This is a genomic window from Pseudomonas sp. WS 5411, assembly GCF_012985595.1.
Lineage (GTDB): Bacteria > Pseudomonadota > Gammaproteobacteria > Pseudomonadales > Pseudomonadaceae > Aquipseudomonas > Aquipseudomonas shahriarae.
On sequence record NZ_JAARMC010000001.1, the window covers coordinates 615,521 to 631,295 of the forward strand.

The 15,775-nt window shown below is 60.9% G+C and carries 11 protein-coding genes; 5 read left to right on the top strand and 6 right to left on the bottom strand.

Features of this window, described 5'->3' with window-relative positions; genetic code table 11:
• Nucleotides 1–209: 209 nt before the first annotated feature.
• On the top strand, nt 210–566 hold the full coding sequence (locus HBR93_RS02815; protein WP_057441124.1) for a hypothetical protein: 357 nt from the start codon (nt 210–212) through the stop codon (nt 564–566).
• Nucleotides 567–635: 69 nt separating this feature from the next.
• On the opposite strand, the gene gdhA is transcribed toward HBR93_RS02815, so the two are convergent.
• On the bottom strand, nt 636–1,973 hold the full coding sequence (gdhA, locus tag HBR93_RS02820) for an NADP-specific glutamate dehydrogenase (protein WP_057441126.1): 1,338 nt from the start codon (nt 1,971–1,973) through the stop codon (nt 636–638).
• A 269-nt stretch (nt 1,974–2,242) separates the two neighbouring features.
• Complete coding sequence (gene ettA, locus HBR93_RS02825; RefSeq protein WP_029292090.1) at nt 2,243–3,907, bottom strand: energy-dependent translational throttle protein EttA; 1,665 nt, start codon at nt 3,905–3,907, stop codon at nt 2,243–2,245.
• A gap of 253 nt (nt 3,908–4,160) precedes the next feature.
• Here ettA and HBR93_RS02830 point away from each other — a divergent pair, with 253 nt between their 5' ends.
• The 3 genes from HBR93_RS02830 to glyA all read left to right on the top strand — a co-directional run bounded on the left by HBR93_RS02830 (nt 4,161) and on the right by glyA (nt 10,223).
• Nucleotides 4,161–4,772, top strand: coding sequence for a LysE family transporter (locus HBR93_RS02830; protein WP_169959794.1), 612 nt, complete (start codon nt 4,161–4,163; stop codon nt 4,770–4,772).
• Between the two features lie 115 nt (nt 4,773–4,887).
• Complete coding sequence (locus HBR93_RS02835; protein WP_169959795.1) at nt 4,888–8,739, top strand: bifunctional diguanylate cyclase/phosphodiesterase; 3,852 nt, start codon at nt 4,888–4,890, stop codon at nt 8,737–8,739.
• 230 nt (nt 8,740–8,969) lie between these two features.
• Nucleotides 8,970–10,223, top strand: a complete 1,254-nt coding sequence (gene glyA / locus HBR93_RS02840) for a serine hydroxymethyltransferase (protein ID WP_057441128.1) — start codon at nt 8,970–8,972, stop codon at nt 10,221–10,223.
• 70 nt (nt 10,224–10,293) lie between these two features.
• Here the strand turns inward: glyA and yjiA are convergent, their stop codons facing one another.
• From yjiA to HBR93_RS02855, 3 genes are all read right to left on the bottom strand, one after another.
• Nucleotides 10,294–11,253 carry a GTPase gene (gene yjiA / locus HBR93_RS02845; RefSeq protein WP_169959796.1) on the bottom strand — a complete coding sequence of 320 codons (960 nt, stop codon included), beginning with the start codon at nt 11,251–11,253 and terminating at the stop codon, nt 10,294–10,296.
• Between the two features lie 178 nt (nt 11,254–11,431).
• Nucleotides 11,432–11,629, bottom strand: a complete 198-nt coding sequence (locus tag HBR93_RS02850) for a YbdD/YjiX family protein (protein WP_057441132.1) — start codon at nt 11,627–11,629, stop codon at nt 11,432–11,434.
• Nucleotides 11,630–11,644: 15 nt separating this feature from the next.
• Nucleotides 11,645–13,711 carry a carbon starvation CstA family protein gene (locus HBR93_RS02855; RefSeq protein ID WP_115129043.1) on the bottom strand — a complete coding sequence of 689 codons (2,067 nt, stop codon included), beginning with the start codon at nt 13,709–13,711 and terminating at the stop codon, nt 11,645–11,647.
• Between the two features lie 173 nt (nt 13,712–13,884).
• On the opposite strand from HBR93_RS02855, the gene HBR93_RS02860 reads away from it, so the two are divergent.
• Nucleotides 13,885–14,253, top strand: a complete 369-nt coding sequence (locus HBR93_RS02860; RefSeq protein ID WP_057441134.1) for a PilZ domain-containing protein — start codon at nt 13,885–13,887, stop codon at nt 14,251–14,253.
• Nucleotides 14,254–14,379: 126 nt separating this feature from the next.
• Here HBR93_RS02860 and radA read toward each other — a convergent pair whose 3' ends face one another.
• Nucleotides 14,380–15,747: a DNA repair protein RadA gene (gene radA / locus HBR93_RS02865; protein ID WP_057441136.1), complete on the bottom strand. Its 1,368-nt coding sequence runs from the start codon at nt 15,745–15,747 to the stop codon at nt 14,380–14,382.
• Nucleotides 15,748–15,775 lie beyond the last annotated feature (28 nt).

The window sequence follows — 15,775 nt, forward strand, 5'->3', positions numbered from 1 at the left end:
GCGCAGCAGCCCCAGCACAGAAGCATACGGTTCACCTGACACTCCGTGGCGCCTGGTTTGGGGGCAGCTTCGCTGCCCAACGCGGGGCAAGCCCGCTCGCCACAGGGAGTAAGCCGCCCAAACACATTACTCACCCGCTTTTCACATCTCCCCGACGAATCCCCTTCTAGACTTCCCTTATCAGCCGCTTAACGGCCTGGGAGTATGAGATGTGGCGGTTCGCCGTAATGCTGGGGGTGGTGATGGCGCTTTCAGGCTGCCAGTCCACCCGCGATGAGTTGCTGGCCAAGGGTTATCCACCGCCCTTCGCCGACGGGTTTGACGATGGCTGTAGCAGTGGGCGCCAGGCGGCCGGGGTGATCACCGGGACGTTTCGCAAGGACGTCCCGCGCTATTTGAAAGACCGCGCCTACGCCGAAGGTTGGGAAGATGGCTTTCGCCAGTGCAAGGCCATGCGTGAGAGCGAAGACCGCGATGAGTATAGGGAACGCCATTGGGACGAGCGCGAGCGCGCCTGGCAGCAGGAGAAGGACCGCGACGCCGCACGGGCGTATCGCAGCCAGTGACACCACCCAGAACGAATGTGGGAGCTGCAAGCCCCCACAATTGATTCTCGGTGGCGCTCAGGTCGCAGCCTAGACGATGCCCTGCGCCAGCATTGCATCCGCCACTTTCACAAAACCGGCGATGTTCGCGCCTTTCACGTAGTTGATCCGGCCGTTTTCTTCGCCGTAGTGCACACAGGCATGGTGGATCGACTGCATGATGTTATGCAGCTTGCTGTCCACTTCACCGGCGGTCCACAGCAGGCGCATGGCATTTTGGGACATTTCCAGGCCACTCACTGCCACGCCGCCGGCATTCGATGCCTTGCCCGGCGCAAACAGGATACCGGCGTCGATAAAGATATCCACAGCCTCCAGGGTCGTCGGCATATTGGCGCCTTCGGCCACGCAGATGCAGCCATTACGCAGCAGAGCGCTGGCGGCTTCGGCGTCCAGTTCGTTCTGGGTCGCACAGGGCAGGGCGATGTCGCATGCCAGTTCCCATGGGGTCTTGCCGGCGCGGAATTCCAGGCCAAAACGCGAGGCCAACTCGCTGATGCGCCCGCGCTGCACGTTTTTCAGCTCCAGCAGCGCCGACCATTGTTCCTCGGTCAAACCAGTCTCGCAGTACAGGGTGCCTTCGGAGTCGGACAGGGAGATCACCTTGCCGCCCAGGTCCATGACTTTGCGTGCCGCGTATTGCGCCACGTTGCCGGAGCCAGAGACTGCCACGCGCTTGCCTTCAACCCGCTGGCCCTGGCGCTTGAGCATCTCTTCGGCGAAGTACACGCAACCAAAGCCGGTGGCTTCCGGGCGGATCAGGCTGCCGCCGTAGCTCATGCCCTTGCCGGTGAACACCGAGGTGAATTGGTTGCTCAGGCGCTTGTACTGGCCAAACAGGAAACCGATTTCCCGGGCGCCCACGCCGATATCGCCGGCAGGGACGTCCACGTCTGCACCGATATGACGGTACAGCTCACTCATGAACGACTGGCAGAACCGCATGACTTCGGCGTCGCTCTTGCCCTTGGGGTCAAAGTCCGAGCCGCCCTTGCCGCCGCCCATGGGCAGCGAGGTCAGGGAGTTTTTGAAGGTCTGCTCGAAGGCGAGGAATTTCAGCACCCCCAGGTTGACCGAGGGGTGGAAGCGCAGGCCGCCTTTGTAAGGGCCGATGGCGCTGTTCATCTGGATACGGAAGCCGCGATTGACCTGGACCTTGCCCTGGTCATCAACCCACGAGACCCGGAAGGTAATCGCGCGTTCCGGCTCGCAGATGCGCTCCAGAATGCCCGAAGTCAGGTAGTGGGGATTGGCCTCAAGAAACGGCCACAGGCTGCGTAGGACTTCTTCCACAGCCTGGTGGAATTCCGGCTGGTCCGGGTCGCGTTTTTTGAGGCGGGCAAGGAAGGATTCGACGGATTCAATCATGAAAAGTCTCGGCAGATTTATTGTCATTAATGGCGATTTGCCCTGGACTTTATCAATTCATGTCGCACCGCGACAGGGCAAAATGTCGCTTTTGTGAATTTAAATGGTGCAATAGATATAAATAACCCTGATTTTCTGCCCCTTAACAGGGATTTCACCGCGAGCTATGCACCAATAGTTAAACCGCTAATGCAGGCACCTCAGGCCACCTCAATTGCGCCAAAAAAAAACGGAGCCCGAAGGCTCCGTTTTGTTCAAACCAACCCGAATCAGGCCAGTTTTTTGTGCCGTACACGATGCGGCTGGGCAGCCGCTTCGCCCAGGCGCTTCTTGCGATCGGCTTCGTACTCGGTGTAGTTGCCTTCGAAGAACACCGCTTGCGAGTCGTCTTCGTACGCCAGGATGTGCGTTGCCACGCGGTCCAGGAACCACCGATCGTGAGAGATCACAATCGCGGCGCCCGGGAAGTCCAGCAGGGCTTCTTCCAGGGAGCGCAGGGTTTCAACGTCGAGGTCGTTGGACGGTTCGTCGAGCAGCAGGACGTTGCCGCCCTCCTTCAGGGTCAGGGCCAGGTGCAAGCGCCCGCGCTCACCACCGGACAGGTCCTTGACGAATTTCTGCTGGTCGCCACCCTTGAAGTTGAAGCGGCCAACGTAGGTGCGCGACGGGATTTCATAGTTGCCGATACGGATCTGGTCGGAACCGTCGGAAATCTGCTGGAACACCGTTTTGCTGCCGTCGAGGTCTTCACGGCTCTGGTCCACGCAGGCCAACTGCACGGTTTCGCCGACTTCGATGGTGCCCGAATCCGGTTGTTCCTTGCCCATCAGCATGCGGAACAGCGTGGATTTACCCGCACCGTTACCCCCGATCACGCCGACAATGGCGCCTTTAGGCATGGAGAACGACAGGTTGTCGATCAGCACGCGATCGCCATAGCCTTTGCAGACGTTCTTGAATTCGATGACCTTGTCACCCAGGCGCGGACCGGCCGGGATGTAGATTTCGTTGGTCTCGCTGCGCTTCTGGAACTCCTGGGACTGCATTTCCTCGAAGCGTTGCAGACGGGCCTTGGATTTCGACTGACGAGCCTTGGCGCCTTTGCGCACCCACTCCAGTTCGTCCTTCATGGCCTTTTCATGGGCCGACTGCTGCTTGGATTCGGCCGCCAGACGGTCGGACTTGGCTTCCAGCCAGCCAGAGTAGTTACCCTCGTAAGGGATACCGGCGCCACGGTCGAGTTCCAGGATCCAGCCCGCGACGTTGTCCAGGAAGTACCGGTCGTGCGTGATCGCGACCACGGTGCCCGGGAAGTCATGGAGGAAGTGTTCCAGCCAGGCCACGGAGTCAGCGTCCAGGTGGTTGGTTGGTTCGTCGAGCAGCAGCATGTCGGGGGCCGACAGCAGCAGGCGGCACAGGGCCACGCGGCGCTTTTCACCACCGGACAGGTGCTCGACCTTGGCGTCCCAGGCCGGCAGGCGCAGCGCATCGGCGGCGACTTCCAGCTGGCGCTCCAGGTTGTGACCGTCGCCAGCCTGCAGGATGGCTTCGAGCTTGGCCTGTTCGGCGGCCAGTTTGTCGAAGTCGGCATCCGGCTCGGCGTAGGCCGCGTAGACTTCGTCCAGGCGGGCCTGGGCGTCCTTGATCACGCTGACGGCTTCCTCGACCACTTCACGCACGGTCTTGGACGGGTCCAGGATCGGCTCTTGCGGCAGGTAACCGATGTTCAGTTCGGGCATTGGGCGGGCTTCGCCTTCGAACTCGGTGTCGACGCCGGCCATGATTTTCAGCAGCGTGGACTTACCCGAACCGTTAAGGCCGAGTACGCCGATCTTGGCGCCCGGGAAGAAGGACAGCGAAATGTTTTTCAGGATTTCCCGCTTCGGTGGAACAACTTTGCCCAACCGATGCATGGTGAAAACGTATTGAGCCAAAATGTGGACCTCGTAAAAAGATGAGAACAGGGCCTGCGTAGCGTCATGGCGCTGTACGTAGCACATCGAATGATCAAGGTTAACCTAAGTCAGCGACGGCGGGCAGATTGACAGGCGCTTTTGAGCCGCGCTTTTTCCTGCTGTGGGCCAGATGGAACACAATACCCGGCAACATCCCCCTGATGAAGAAGACACATGCCACCTGCATTCTGGACCACGCCTTACCCCCTGACTGTCCCGGGAGACAGCTTCGATGCTTAACGTCATGTCTGCACTTGGGCTATTGCTCTTGATGCCGGGGCCGACCAATACCCTGCTATTGCGCTCGGGCGTGCTCTCGGGTTTCAGGCGGGCCTGGACCCTGAGCCTGCTGGAGTGCCTGGCCTACCTGCTGCAGATCTCTTTTTGGGGCTACGCCCTCAGCCATATTGGCGCCAATGCGCCCTGGTGCCTGAAGGTGATGCAGTTCGTCTCTATTTGTTACCTGGTCAAGACCTCATACGACCTGTGGCGCGAGCCCGCCGTCGACCTGTCCCTGCTGCCCGGAGCGCGGGTGTCGAGGTGGCACTTCTTTTTACTGACGCTGATCAACCCCAAGGGTTTGCTGGTGGTTTCGTTCATCGTGCCGGTGCAGACCTTTGCCGATCTGGCCTTATATGGGCAGTTCGTCATGCAATTCACCGCAGTGGTGATCCCAGTGGGCTGCGCCTGGGTGCTGTTCGGCGCACGCATCAAACGCAGCGGGCATGCCTGGCTGACGCCGCAGAACATAAACCGCACCGCTTCTGTGGTTATTAGTTGCTTTGCACTGGCCATTCTATTCAAACTGGCGGATGGCTTGATCAGTACTGGCCCGGCGCTGTAGTCCTGCCAGGCGGGGCTGGCACTTTGCCACAACTCAAGGCATGCTAGCCGCCCTTCGGGCGTCCGGCTTATAGTGCACGTCGCGCGCCAATCCAGCCAAACCGCAGGATCACAGCTTGACCAACGTAACAAAGCCGAGCCCGTTGCGCGCAGCCCATATTGCGCCGGGCGCCCCCCTGCACGGCCCCCTCAAGGGCGCATTGGCGACGCTGGTCCTGTTGCTGCTCGCACTATTGTTCTGGCAACTGCTGGATCAATTGCAGCAGAACCAGAAAGACCAACAGCAATACACCATCAACTACAGCGCCGACCTGGCCGAACAGATCAGCCTGAACATGGCCCTGAGCGCGCAAATCGCCCTCAACCTGCTGCCGATCGTCGAACCGCCACGCAATGAAGAACAACACCAGGCCCTGATGCGCAGCTTGCAACGCTCGTTGCCGGAACTGCGCAGCGTTGCCCTGCTCGCCCCCAGCGGCGCGATCCTCAGTGACTCCGCCGATAACAGCCAGGACAGTGCCTGGCTCGAAGAACTGGTCAAGCGCAGCCATGCGCAGTCCTATTATTTGAGCAATAACGGCGACGGCTCCATCATCTACCTGCTGCTGCACCAGCCCAGCGGCGGCGCCAAGATGTACTGGGTGCTGCGCCTGGCTCCCAATTACCTGGCCAACCTGACGCGCCAGGACGGCCAGGGCTCACGCCCGATGTGGGCAATTGAAAACCAGGTGAACCACCGGGTTGTCAGCCGTGACAGCGGCATGCCCAGCCAGTGGTCGGCCGGGCTGACCCCCGAAGAGCTGAATAAAACCGTACTGGTCACCCCTTTGAGCAAAAGCGACTGGCAACTGCGCGGGCTGTTTGATCGCGCCGCTGTGCTGGAGCAACTGCTGCCGGCGTTTATCGGCAAGTGCCTGCTGGGCCTGGCCTTTTCGCTGATCCCGGTGCTGGTGCTGCTGAACATGCGGCGGCGCCAGCGCCAGGTCAATGAAGGCCGGCGCCGCTATCAGGATATTTTCGACGGCACCGGTGTGGCCTTGTGCGTGCTCGACCTGTCGGGCCTGCGCAGTTTCTTCGACAAAGCCCAGTTGCACACGCGCGAGCAATTGCAGGAGTGGCTGCACAACAGCCCCGAGCAACGCCAGCAATTGCTCAAGGAACTGCGCATCACCGAGGTCAACCAGGTCGCCGTGCGCCTGCTGAACGTGGCGTCCTGCGAACAGGCCTGGGAACGCTTGATCGACGGTTGCCCGCTGAACACCAGCGCCATCGGCTACGCAGTGCTTGAAGCGGTGCTGACCCAGCACAAACAGCTGGAGCTGGAGATTCAACTTAGCGACATCGAGGGCAACGACCAGTACCTGTGGCTGGTCATGCGCCTGCCGGAAGAACAGCACGACTATAAGGCGGTGATCCTCAGCATCAGTGATATCACCAGCCGCAAACTGGTGGAACTGTCGCTGGTGGAGCGCGAAGCGTTCTGGTCGGACGTGGTGCGTACCGTGCCGGACCACCTGTATGTGCAGGATGTGATCAGCCAGCGCATGATCTTCAGCAACCACCACCTGGGCCACACCCTGGGCTACAACAAACACGAACTGCAGCAGATGGGCGAGTACTTCTGGGAGATCCTGCTGCACCCCGAAGACGCCGAGAGCTATCACGACCTGCGCCAGCAACAACGCGCCGCCGGGTACCTGGCGCAGTTGCAATGCCAGTTGCGCTTTCGCCACCGCAACAACCAATGGCGGCGCTTCGAGATCCGCGAACAGGCCCTGGCACGGGACAAGACCGACCAGGTCACGCGGATTATCGGGGTGGCCAAAGACATTACCGACCAGATCGAGGCCAGCGAATCCCTGCGCGACAGCGAGCAGCGCTACCGCATGCTGGCCGAAAGCATCAGCGACGTGATTTTCTCCACCGACAGCAAGCTGGCCCTCAACTACGTCAGCCCGTCGGTAAATGCGGTGCTGGGCTATGAAGTCGACTGGATCTTCAAGAACGGCTGGCAATCGACCATCGCCAACCCGCAGCAACTGACCGGCATCTACACCCTGGTGGAGCGGGTCAGCCGCGCCCTCGACCAGCCCGAAGCCCTGGCCCTGTTGCGCGACGATGTGCAGACCCAACTGTTCCTGTTCGATTGCCTGCGGGCCGACGGGCGCAAGGTGCCGATCGAACTGCGCCTGGTACTGGTGTGGGACGAGCACGGTGCGTTCGAAGGCATTCTCGGCGTGGGCCGCGATATCAGCCAGCAACGCCGCGCCGAGAAAGACCTGCGCATGGCGGCCACGGTATTCGAGCACTCCACCTCGGCGATCCTGATCACCGACCCGGCCGGTTATATCGTGCAGGCCAACGAAGCCTTCAGCCGGGTCAGCGGTTATGCCGTGGCCGATGTGCTCGACCAACTGCCGAACATGCTCACCGTCGACGAACAGCAGGAAGCCCACCTGCGCTATGTGCTCAAGCAACTGCACCAGCACAGCACCTGGGAAGGCGAAGTGTGGCTCAAGCGCCGCAGCGGCGAGCACTACCCTGCCTGGGTCGGTATTACCGCCGTGCTCGATGACGAGGGCGACCTGGCCAGCTATGTGTGCTTCTTCAGCGACATCAGCGAGCGCAAGGCCAGCGAACAACGCATCCACCGCCTGGCCTACTACGACGCCCTGACCCACCTGCCCAACCGCACGCTGTTCCAGGACCGCCTGCACACCGCGTTGCAGTCGGCCGAACGACAAAAGTCGTGGGTGGTGCTGATGTTCCTCGACCTCGACCGCTTCAAACCGATCAATGACTCCCTGGGCCACGCCGCCGGCGATCGCATGCTCAAGGAAATGGCGACCCGCCTGCTTGGCTGTGTGGCCGAGGACGACACGGTGGCGCGTATGGGCGGTGACGAGTTCACCTTGCTCCTGCAACCCCGGGTCAGCCGCGAAATGGCGCTGAACCGGGCGATTCATGTGGCCGAACAGATCCTCGCCAGCCTGGTGAAGCCGTTTGTGCTGGAAGGCCGCGAGTTTTTTGTCACCGCCAGTATCGGTATCGCCCTGAGCCCTCAGGACGGCAACGAACTGAGCCAGTTGATGAAAAACGCCGACACGGCGATGTACCACGCCAAGGAACGCGGCAAGAACAACTTCCAGTTCTACCAGGCCGACATGAACGCCAGCGCCCTGGAGCGCCTGGAACTGGAAAGCGACCTGCGCCATGCCCTGGACCAGAACGAATTCGTGCTCTATTACCAGCCGCAGTTCAGTGGCGATGGCAAACGTTTGACTGGCGCCGAAGCCCTGCTGCGCTGGCGTCACCCACGCCGTGGCCTGGTGCCGCCGGGGGATTTCATCCCGGTCCTGGAAGAGCTGGGCCTGGTGGTGGACGTGGGCGACTGGGTGATCGACGAGGCGTGCCGCCAACTCAAGACCTGGCACCAGAACAAGGTGCGAGTGCCCAAGGTCTCGGTGAATATTTCGGCGCGGCAGTTCTCCGACGGGCAGTTGGGCACGCGGATCGCCACCATCCTCAAGGAAACCGGCCTGCCGCCGGCGTGCCTGGAGCTGGAGTTGACCGAAAGCATCCTGATGCGCGAGGTCAACGAGGCCCTGCAGATCCTTGCCAGCCTGAAAAACCTCGGCCTGAGCATCGCTGTGGACGACTTCGGCACCGGCTACTCATCGCTCAATTACCTCAAGCAATTCCCCATCGACGTGCTGAAGATCGACCGCACTTTCGTCGACGGCCTGCCGTCCGGCGAACAGGATGCGCAGATCGCCCGGGCAATCATCGCCATGGCCCACAGCCTGAACCTGGCGGTGATCGCCGAAGGCGTGGAAACCCATGAGCAACTGGACTTCCTGCGCGAGCATGGCTGCGACGAGGTGCAGGGCTACCTGTTCGGGCGGCCGATGCCGGCCAATCGGTTTGAGGCGCAGTTCAGTAACGACGCTCTTTTCATGTTTGACTGAGGTTTTGCGGTGGGGCTGATGGCCTCATCGCGGGCAATCCCGCTCCCACATCTTGATTTGCGAACACATTCAAATGTGGGAGCGGGCTTGCTCGCGAAGGGGCCATCAAATACGCCATCCATCTCTGGATGAACGCCACTTGTCCGCGACATGATGTCCTTTCATATGCCATCTAAAACCCATTGGGTTAGAATGCCCCTCTTTTCTGCCCCCGATCCTTGAGGACCGCCATGTTCAGCCGTGATTTGACTATTGCCAAGTACGACGCCGATCTCTTTGCCGCCATGGAGCAAGAAGCTCAGCGCCAGGAAGAGCACATTGAGCTGATCGCTTCGGAAAACTACACCAGCCCTGCCGTGATGGAGGCTCAAGGTTCGGTTCTGACCAACAAGTACGCCGAAGGTTATCCGGGCAAGCGTTACTACGGCGGTTGCGAATTCGTCGATATCGTCGAGCAACTAGCTATCGACCGCGCCAAGGAACTGTTCGGCGCCGATTACGCCAACGTCCAGCCACACGCCGGCTCCCAAGCCAACGCGGCCGTGTACCTGGCCCTGCTGCAAGGCGGCGACACCATCCTGGGCATGAGCCTGGCCCACGGCGGTCACCTGACCCACGGCGCCAGCGTTTCCTCCTCCGGCAAGCTGTACAACGCTGTCCAGTACGGCATCGACGGCAACGGCCTGATCGACTACGACGAAGTCGAGCGCCTGGCCGTCGAGCACAAGCCAAAAATGATCGTGGCCGGTTTCTCTGCCTACTCGCAGATCCTCGACTTCCCACGCTTCCGTGAAATCGCTGACAAAGTGGGCGCCTACCTGTTCGTCGACATGGCCCACGTGGCCGGTCTGGTCGCCGCTGGCGTCTACCCGAACCCAGTGCCTTACGCTGACGTCGTGACCACCACGACCCACAAGACCCTGCGCGGTCCACGTGGCGGCCTGATCCTGGCGCGCGCCAACGCCGATATCGAGAAAAAGCTGAACTCCGCCGTATTCCCAGGCGCCCAAGGTGGCCCGCTGGAGCACGTGATCGCCGCTAAAGCGATCTGCTTCAAGGAAGCCTTGCAGCCTGAGTTCAAGACTTACCAGCAACAAGTGGTGAAAAACGCCCAGGCCATGGCCACTGTGTTCATCGAGCGCGGTTTTGACGTGGTGTCCGGCGGTACTGAAAACCACCTGTTCCTGCTGTCGCTGATCAAGCAGGACATCTCCGGTAAAGATGCTGACGCTGCCCTGGGCAAAGCCTTCATCACCGTGAACAAAAACTCGGTACCGAACGACCCACGTTCGCCGTTCGTCACCTCGGGCCTGCGCTTCGGCACCCCGGCCGTGACCACTCGTGGCTTCAAGGAAGCAGAGTGCAAGGAACTGGCTGGCTGGATCTGCGACATCCTGGCTGACCTTTCCAACGAAGCCGTGATTGACGCGGTACGTGAGAAGGTCAAGGCCATCTGCAAGAAGCTGCCGGTATACGGCGCTTGATTACAGTTGCTTGAATAAGAAGCCCGGCTCTTGAGCCGGGCTTTTTTATGCCTGTTGACCGCGTTTCAAGTCAGGGTTGGTAGACCCGCTGGAAGCCTTCGCGGATCTTGTCTTCCGGCAACTCATCGGCAATAAACACAATCACACTCTCCCGCGCCTCACCCTCGGCCCATTCGGTGTCCCAATCGAACCCGTAGAGCTTGAGCACGCCCTGGAACACCATGCGCCGATCTTCCCCGGCGATGTTCAGCACGCCCTTGTAGCGCAGCAGTTGTTTGCCGTGTTCTTCCAACAGTTCGTTCATGAACTCACTGAGCCGGTCGATATCCAGCGGCTGGTCGGTGCGCAACACCAGGCTGGAGATACGGTCGATGGACGGCGCCTGGCTGACCGGGCGCAGGGTCATGCCGGCGTTGAGGTTAAAGCCGCGCACGTCCAGCAGCTCAGCCAGGCCGATCTTGCCATGTTCCACCACACGAATCGGCGCACGACGGTTGATGCGGGTCAGGCGCTGACTGAGCGCCTCGAAGCTGGCGTCGTCCACCAGGTCGCGCTTGCTTATCAGCAGGCGGTCGGCAAAGCCGATCTGGGCCTGGGCGATGGTCTGGGTCAGGTGGTGCTCGGCGTGGGCCGCGTCCACCAGGGTGATGATGCCGTCGAGGAGATAGCGCTCGCGCAATTCCTCGTCGATAAAAAAGGTCTGGGCCACCGGCGCCGGGTCAGCCAGACCGGTGCACTCGATCACCAGACGGTCGAAGGCGATCTCGCCGCTGTCCAGGCGTTCGAGCAGCAGGTACAGGGCTTTGGTCAGGTCGGTGTGGATGGTGCAGCACACGCAACCGTTGGACAGGGTCATGACCTGGACCGGCTCATCGCCCAGTAGCTGGGTGTCGATGCCGGCGTCACTGAATTCGTTTTCGATCACGGCGATTTTCAAGCCGTGCTCGGCCTTGAGCAGATGGCGCAACAAGGTGGTCTTGCCAGCGCCGAGGAAGCCGCTGAGGACGGTGACGGGGATGGGAGAGGACAAAATATTCTCCTTGAGGAAACACAAAACAAATGTGGGAGCGGGCTTGTGTGGGAACGGGCTTGCTCGCGATGCAGGCAACTCGGTCTATCTGGTATACCGAGGTGATGCTATCGCGAGCAAGCCCGCTCCCACACAAGCCCGCCCCCACAGGGGATCACATAGGCCCAACCCTATTGGATCAACAGCACTTGGGCCCGCCCTTGCCGCCGTAACGGGCTTCCTGGCGCTCCCGGAAGAACGCCTTGTAGTCCATCAACGGCTTGTCCGGGTGCTTGGTTTGCATATGCTCGACGTAGGTGTCGTAGTCGGGCATGCCGACCATCAGGCGTGCAGCCTGACCGAGGTATTTACCGAGGCGACCGATGTCATTGAACATGTCTGCAACCCTCTATCACGCGTCCGGCATGGCTTGGAATGGTGCTTCTTTATCCGTACGTTCCTTGGTGCCCCAGGCGGCCACGCCGACCTTGATGGCATAGAACAGGATGCTGAAGACCACGAACAGGAACAACACCGTCAACGTCGCGTTGGTGTAGGCGTTCCAGATCACGTGCTGCATCTGGTCGATACTCTTGGCCGGGGCCAGGATCTGCCCATTGGCCAGCGCATCGCTGTACTTCTTGGCCAGCGACAGGAAGCCGATCGCCGGGTTGGCGTCGAACAGCTTGATGAAGCCTGCGGTGGTGGTGCAGATCAGCAGCCAGACAGCCGGCAGCAGGGTCACCCAGATGTAGCGCTGGCGCTTCATTTTGATCAGCACAACGGTGGCGAGCATCAGCGCGATACCGGCCAGCATCTGGTTGGAGATGCCGAACAGCGGCCACAACGTGTTGATACCACCCAGCGGGTCAATCACGCCCTGGTACAGCAAGTAGCCCCACATCGCCACACAGCCTGCAGTGGCGATCAGGTTGGCCGTCCAGGACTCGGTACGCTTGAGCGCCGGCACGAAGGAACCGAGCAGATCCTGGAGCATGAAGCGCCCGGCACGGGTACCGGCGTCCACAGCGGTCAGGATGAACAGCGCTTCGAACAGGATTGCAAAGTGGTACCAGAACGCCATGGTGTTTTCACCCGGCAACACACTGTGCAGGATTTGCGCGATGCCGACCGCCAGGGTCGGCGCACCGCCGGCACGGGCCAGGATGGTGGTTTCACCGATGTCATTGGCCACCGCTTGCAGCGCTTCCGGGGTAATCGCAAAGCCCCAACTGCTGACGGTTTGCGCAACTGTCACCACATCAGTGCCGACAATCGCCGCAGGGCTGTTCATGGCGAAGTACACGCCTGGCTCGATCACCGAAGCGGCAACCATGGCCATGATGGCGACGAACGACTCCATCAACATGCCGCCATAACCGATGTAGCGCGAGTGGGCTTCATTGGCCAACAGCTTGGGCGTGGTGCCCGAGGAAATCAGCGCGTGGAAACCCGATACCGCGCCACAGGCGATGGTGATGAACAGGAACGGGAACAGGCCGCCCTTCCACACCGGGCCAGTGCCGTCGATAAACTGGGTCAGCGCCGGCATTTTCAGGTCAGGCATGGTGACCAGGATGCCAATCGCCAGGGCGATAATGGTGCCGATTTTCAGGAAGGTAGACAGGTAGTCGCGCGGGGCCAGGATCAGCCACACCGGCAGTACCGCGGCCACGAATCCGTAGCCAACCAGCATCCAGGTGATCTGGATCCCGGTGAAGGTGAAGGCCTTGGCCCATACCGGATCAGCGGCAATCTGCCCGCCGAGCCAGATCGAACCCAGCAGCAACAGCACGCCAATGATCGAAATTTCGCCGATGCGGCCCGGACGGATGTAGCGCATGTACACGCCCATGAACATCGCGATCGGGATGGTCGCCATCACCGTGAAGATGCCCCACGGGCTTTCGGCCAGGGCCTTGACCACGATCAGCGACAGCACCGCGAGGATGATGATCATGATCAGGAAGCAGCCAAACAGCGCGATAGTCCCGGGAATGCGGCCCATTTCTTCGCGAACCATGTCCCCCAGGGAGCGGCCGTTGCGACGGGTGGACAGGAACAGGATCATGAAGTCCTGCACCGCACCCGCCAGCACCACGCCGGCAATCAGCCACAGGGTACCGGGCAGGTAGCCCATCTGTGCAGCCAGTACCGGGCCGACCAGAGGCCCCGCGCCGGCAATGGCGGCAAAGTGGTGACCGAAGAGAATATGTTTGTTGGTCGGCACATAGTCCAGACCGTCGTTGTTGATCACTGCGGGGGTGGCCCGCCGTGGATCGAGTTGCATCACGTTATTTGCGATGAACAGGCTGTAGTAACGATAAGCCACCAGATAAATGGCGACTGCCGCGACTACAATCCACAAGGCGTTGATTGCCTCGCCGCGCCGCAAAGCCACTACGCCCAGGGCGCACGCTCCTACGATTGCCAGCAACAGCCAGGGTAGATGGCGGAGCAGGCTATTATTATTTTTCATTTTTATATTCCAGCCAGGGTGGACAGAAAGACAGCCAGTCCGAGTTTAGCGCGCTGTGCCCTAAAGACCAGCCCCCTACGTTGGTCTAGAGCCTTGCCGGGGCGAAAAAAACAGAAATAAACGCCCGATAATGGCGCAAGGCTACAATCCCTGGACCAACAGAGGGTTTCACCATGAGCGACCAGCCGTCAGATCGACGCCGTTTTCGGCGGATTGCCTTCAATGCCAAGACCGAACTTAAGCAAAACGGCCAGCAATGGCCGGTGCAACTGGTGGATTTATCGCTCAAAGGGTTGCTGGTGCAAAAGCCTGCGCCATGGCTGGGCAAGGGTGACGAGCCCTTTGATGTGGACATTCACCTGGACGCCGACACCGACGTGAGCATGCAAGTGCGGCTGAGCCATGACGAAAAGGGGCAACTGGGGTTCGTCTGCGAATATATCGACCTGGACTCGATCAGCCATTTGCGCAGGTTGATCGAGCTGAACCTGGGGGATGAGGAGGAGCTGCATCGGGAGCTGGGCGAGCTGCTGAACATCTGACGATGTGCACACATCAATGTAGGAGCTGGCTTGCCTGCGATGGCGGCGTGTCAGTCAGGGACGCAGCGACTGATTCGACACCATTGCAAGCAAGCCATCTCCTACAGGGTTCTGTGGTATTTCGGGTTATTCGAACAAGGCATCCAGTGCCTGTTCCAGCCGCGTCACCGCAATCACCTGCAACCCGGGCGGCGCCTCCTTCGGCGCGTTGCCCTTGGGCACGATGGCACGCTTGAAACCATGCTTGGCGGCTTCCTTGAGGCGCTCCTGGCCGCTGGGCACCGGGCGTACCTCGCCCGACAGGCCCACTTCACCAAATACCAACAGGTCATGGGGCAACGGCCGATTGCGCAGGCTCGACATGACCGCCGCCATCAAGGCCAGGTCAGACGCGGTTTCCAGCACCTTGACGCCGCCGACCACGTTGAGGAACACGTCCTGGTCATGGGTCGGAATCCCGCCATGGCGATGCAGCACCGCCAGTAGCATCGCCAGGCGGTTCTGATCCAGGCCCAGGGTCACGCGGCGCGGGTTGGCCAGATGGCTGTCGTCCACCAAAGCCTGGACTTCCACCAGCATTGGCCGGGTACCTTCCCACGTTGCCATCACCACGCTGCCCGGTACTTCTTCCTGGGCGCGGGTCAGAAAGATCGCCGAAGGGTTGGAGACTTCTTTCAGCCCCCGGTCCGTCATGGCGAACACCCCCAGCTCGTTGACCGCGCCAAAACGGTTTTTCACCGCCCGCAACAGGCGCAGGCGCCCATCGGACTCGCCCTCGAAATACAGCACCGTATCCACCATATGCTCCAGCACGCGCGGGCCGGCCAGTGCGCCTTCCTTGGTGACATGGCCCACCAGAAAAATCGCCGTGCCGCTCTGTTTCGCGTAGCGCACCAGCAACGCCGCACTTTCCCGCACCTGGGACACCCCTCCCGGTGCCGATTGCAGTTGTTCGGTGAAGATCGTCTGGATCGAGTCGATCACCATCACCTTGGGTTTTTCCACGCGGGCGGTGGCGATAATGCTTTCGATACAGGTCTCGGTCATGACCCGCAATTGGTCCTGGGGCAAGCCCAGGCGGCGGGCGCGCATGGCCACCTGTTGCTGGGATTCTTCGCCGGTGACGTACAGGGCTGGCATGCGGCTGGCGATGCTGCACAGGGTCTGCAAGAGGATGGTCGACTTGCCGATGCCCGGATCGCCGCCGATCAGCACCACCGAGCCGTCCACCAGGCCGCCACCGAGTACCCGGTCGAGCTCGCCGGACGCCGTGGAAAAGCGCGGGATTTCCTCGACGCTGACTTCCGCCAGGGTCTTGATCTGGGCTTGTTGCCCGGTCCAGCCGGAGCGCCCGCTGGGAGCTGCGGCGCCACCGCTTTCAATCATGGTTTCCGTGAGGGTGTTCCACGCCCCACACTCGCCACACTGGCCCGCCCATTTGGGAAAGGTCGCGCCGCACTCTGTGCAGCCGTACATGCGCTTGGCCTTTGCCATCTGAGAACCTCCAACCGAAAAACCGCGA

Coding starts and splice junctions, on each gene's coding strand:
- HBR93_RS02815 (WP_057441124.1), top strand. CDS start 210: ATGTGGCGGTTCGCCGTAATGCTGGGGGTGGTGATGGCGCTTTCAGGC.
- HBR93_RS02855 (WP_115129043.1), bottom strand. CDS start 13,711: ATGAAAAATAATAATAGCCTGCTCCGCCATCTACCCTGGCTGTTGCTG.
- glyA (WP_057441128.1), top strand. CDS start 8,970: ATGTTCAGCCGTGATTTGACTATTGCCAAGTACGACGCCGATCTCTTT.
- HBR93_RS02860 (WP_057441134.1), top strand. CDS start 13,885: ATGAGCGACCAGCCGTCAGATCGACGCCGTTTTCGGCGGATTGCCTTC.
- radA (WP_057441136.1), bottom strand. CDS start 15,747: ATGGCAAAGGCCAAGCGCATGTACGGCTGCACAGAGTGCGGCGCGACC.
- HBR93_RS02850 (WP_057441132.1), bottom strand. CDS start 11,629: ATGTTCAATGACATCGGTCGCCTCGGTAAATACCTCGGTCAGGCTGCA.
- gdhA (WP_057441126.1), bottom strand. CDS start 1,973: ATGATTGAATCCGTCGAATCCTTCCTTGCCCGCCTCAAAAAACGCGAC.
- HBR93_RS02830 (WP_169959794.1), top strand. CDS start 4,161: ATGCTTAACGTCATGTCTGCACTTGGGCTATTGCTCTTGATGCCGGGG.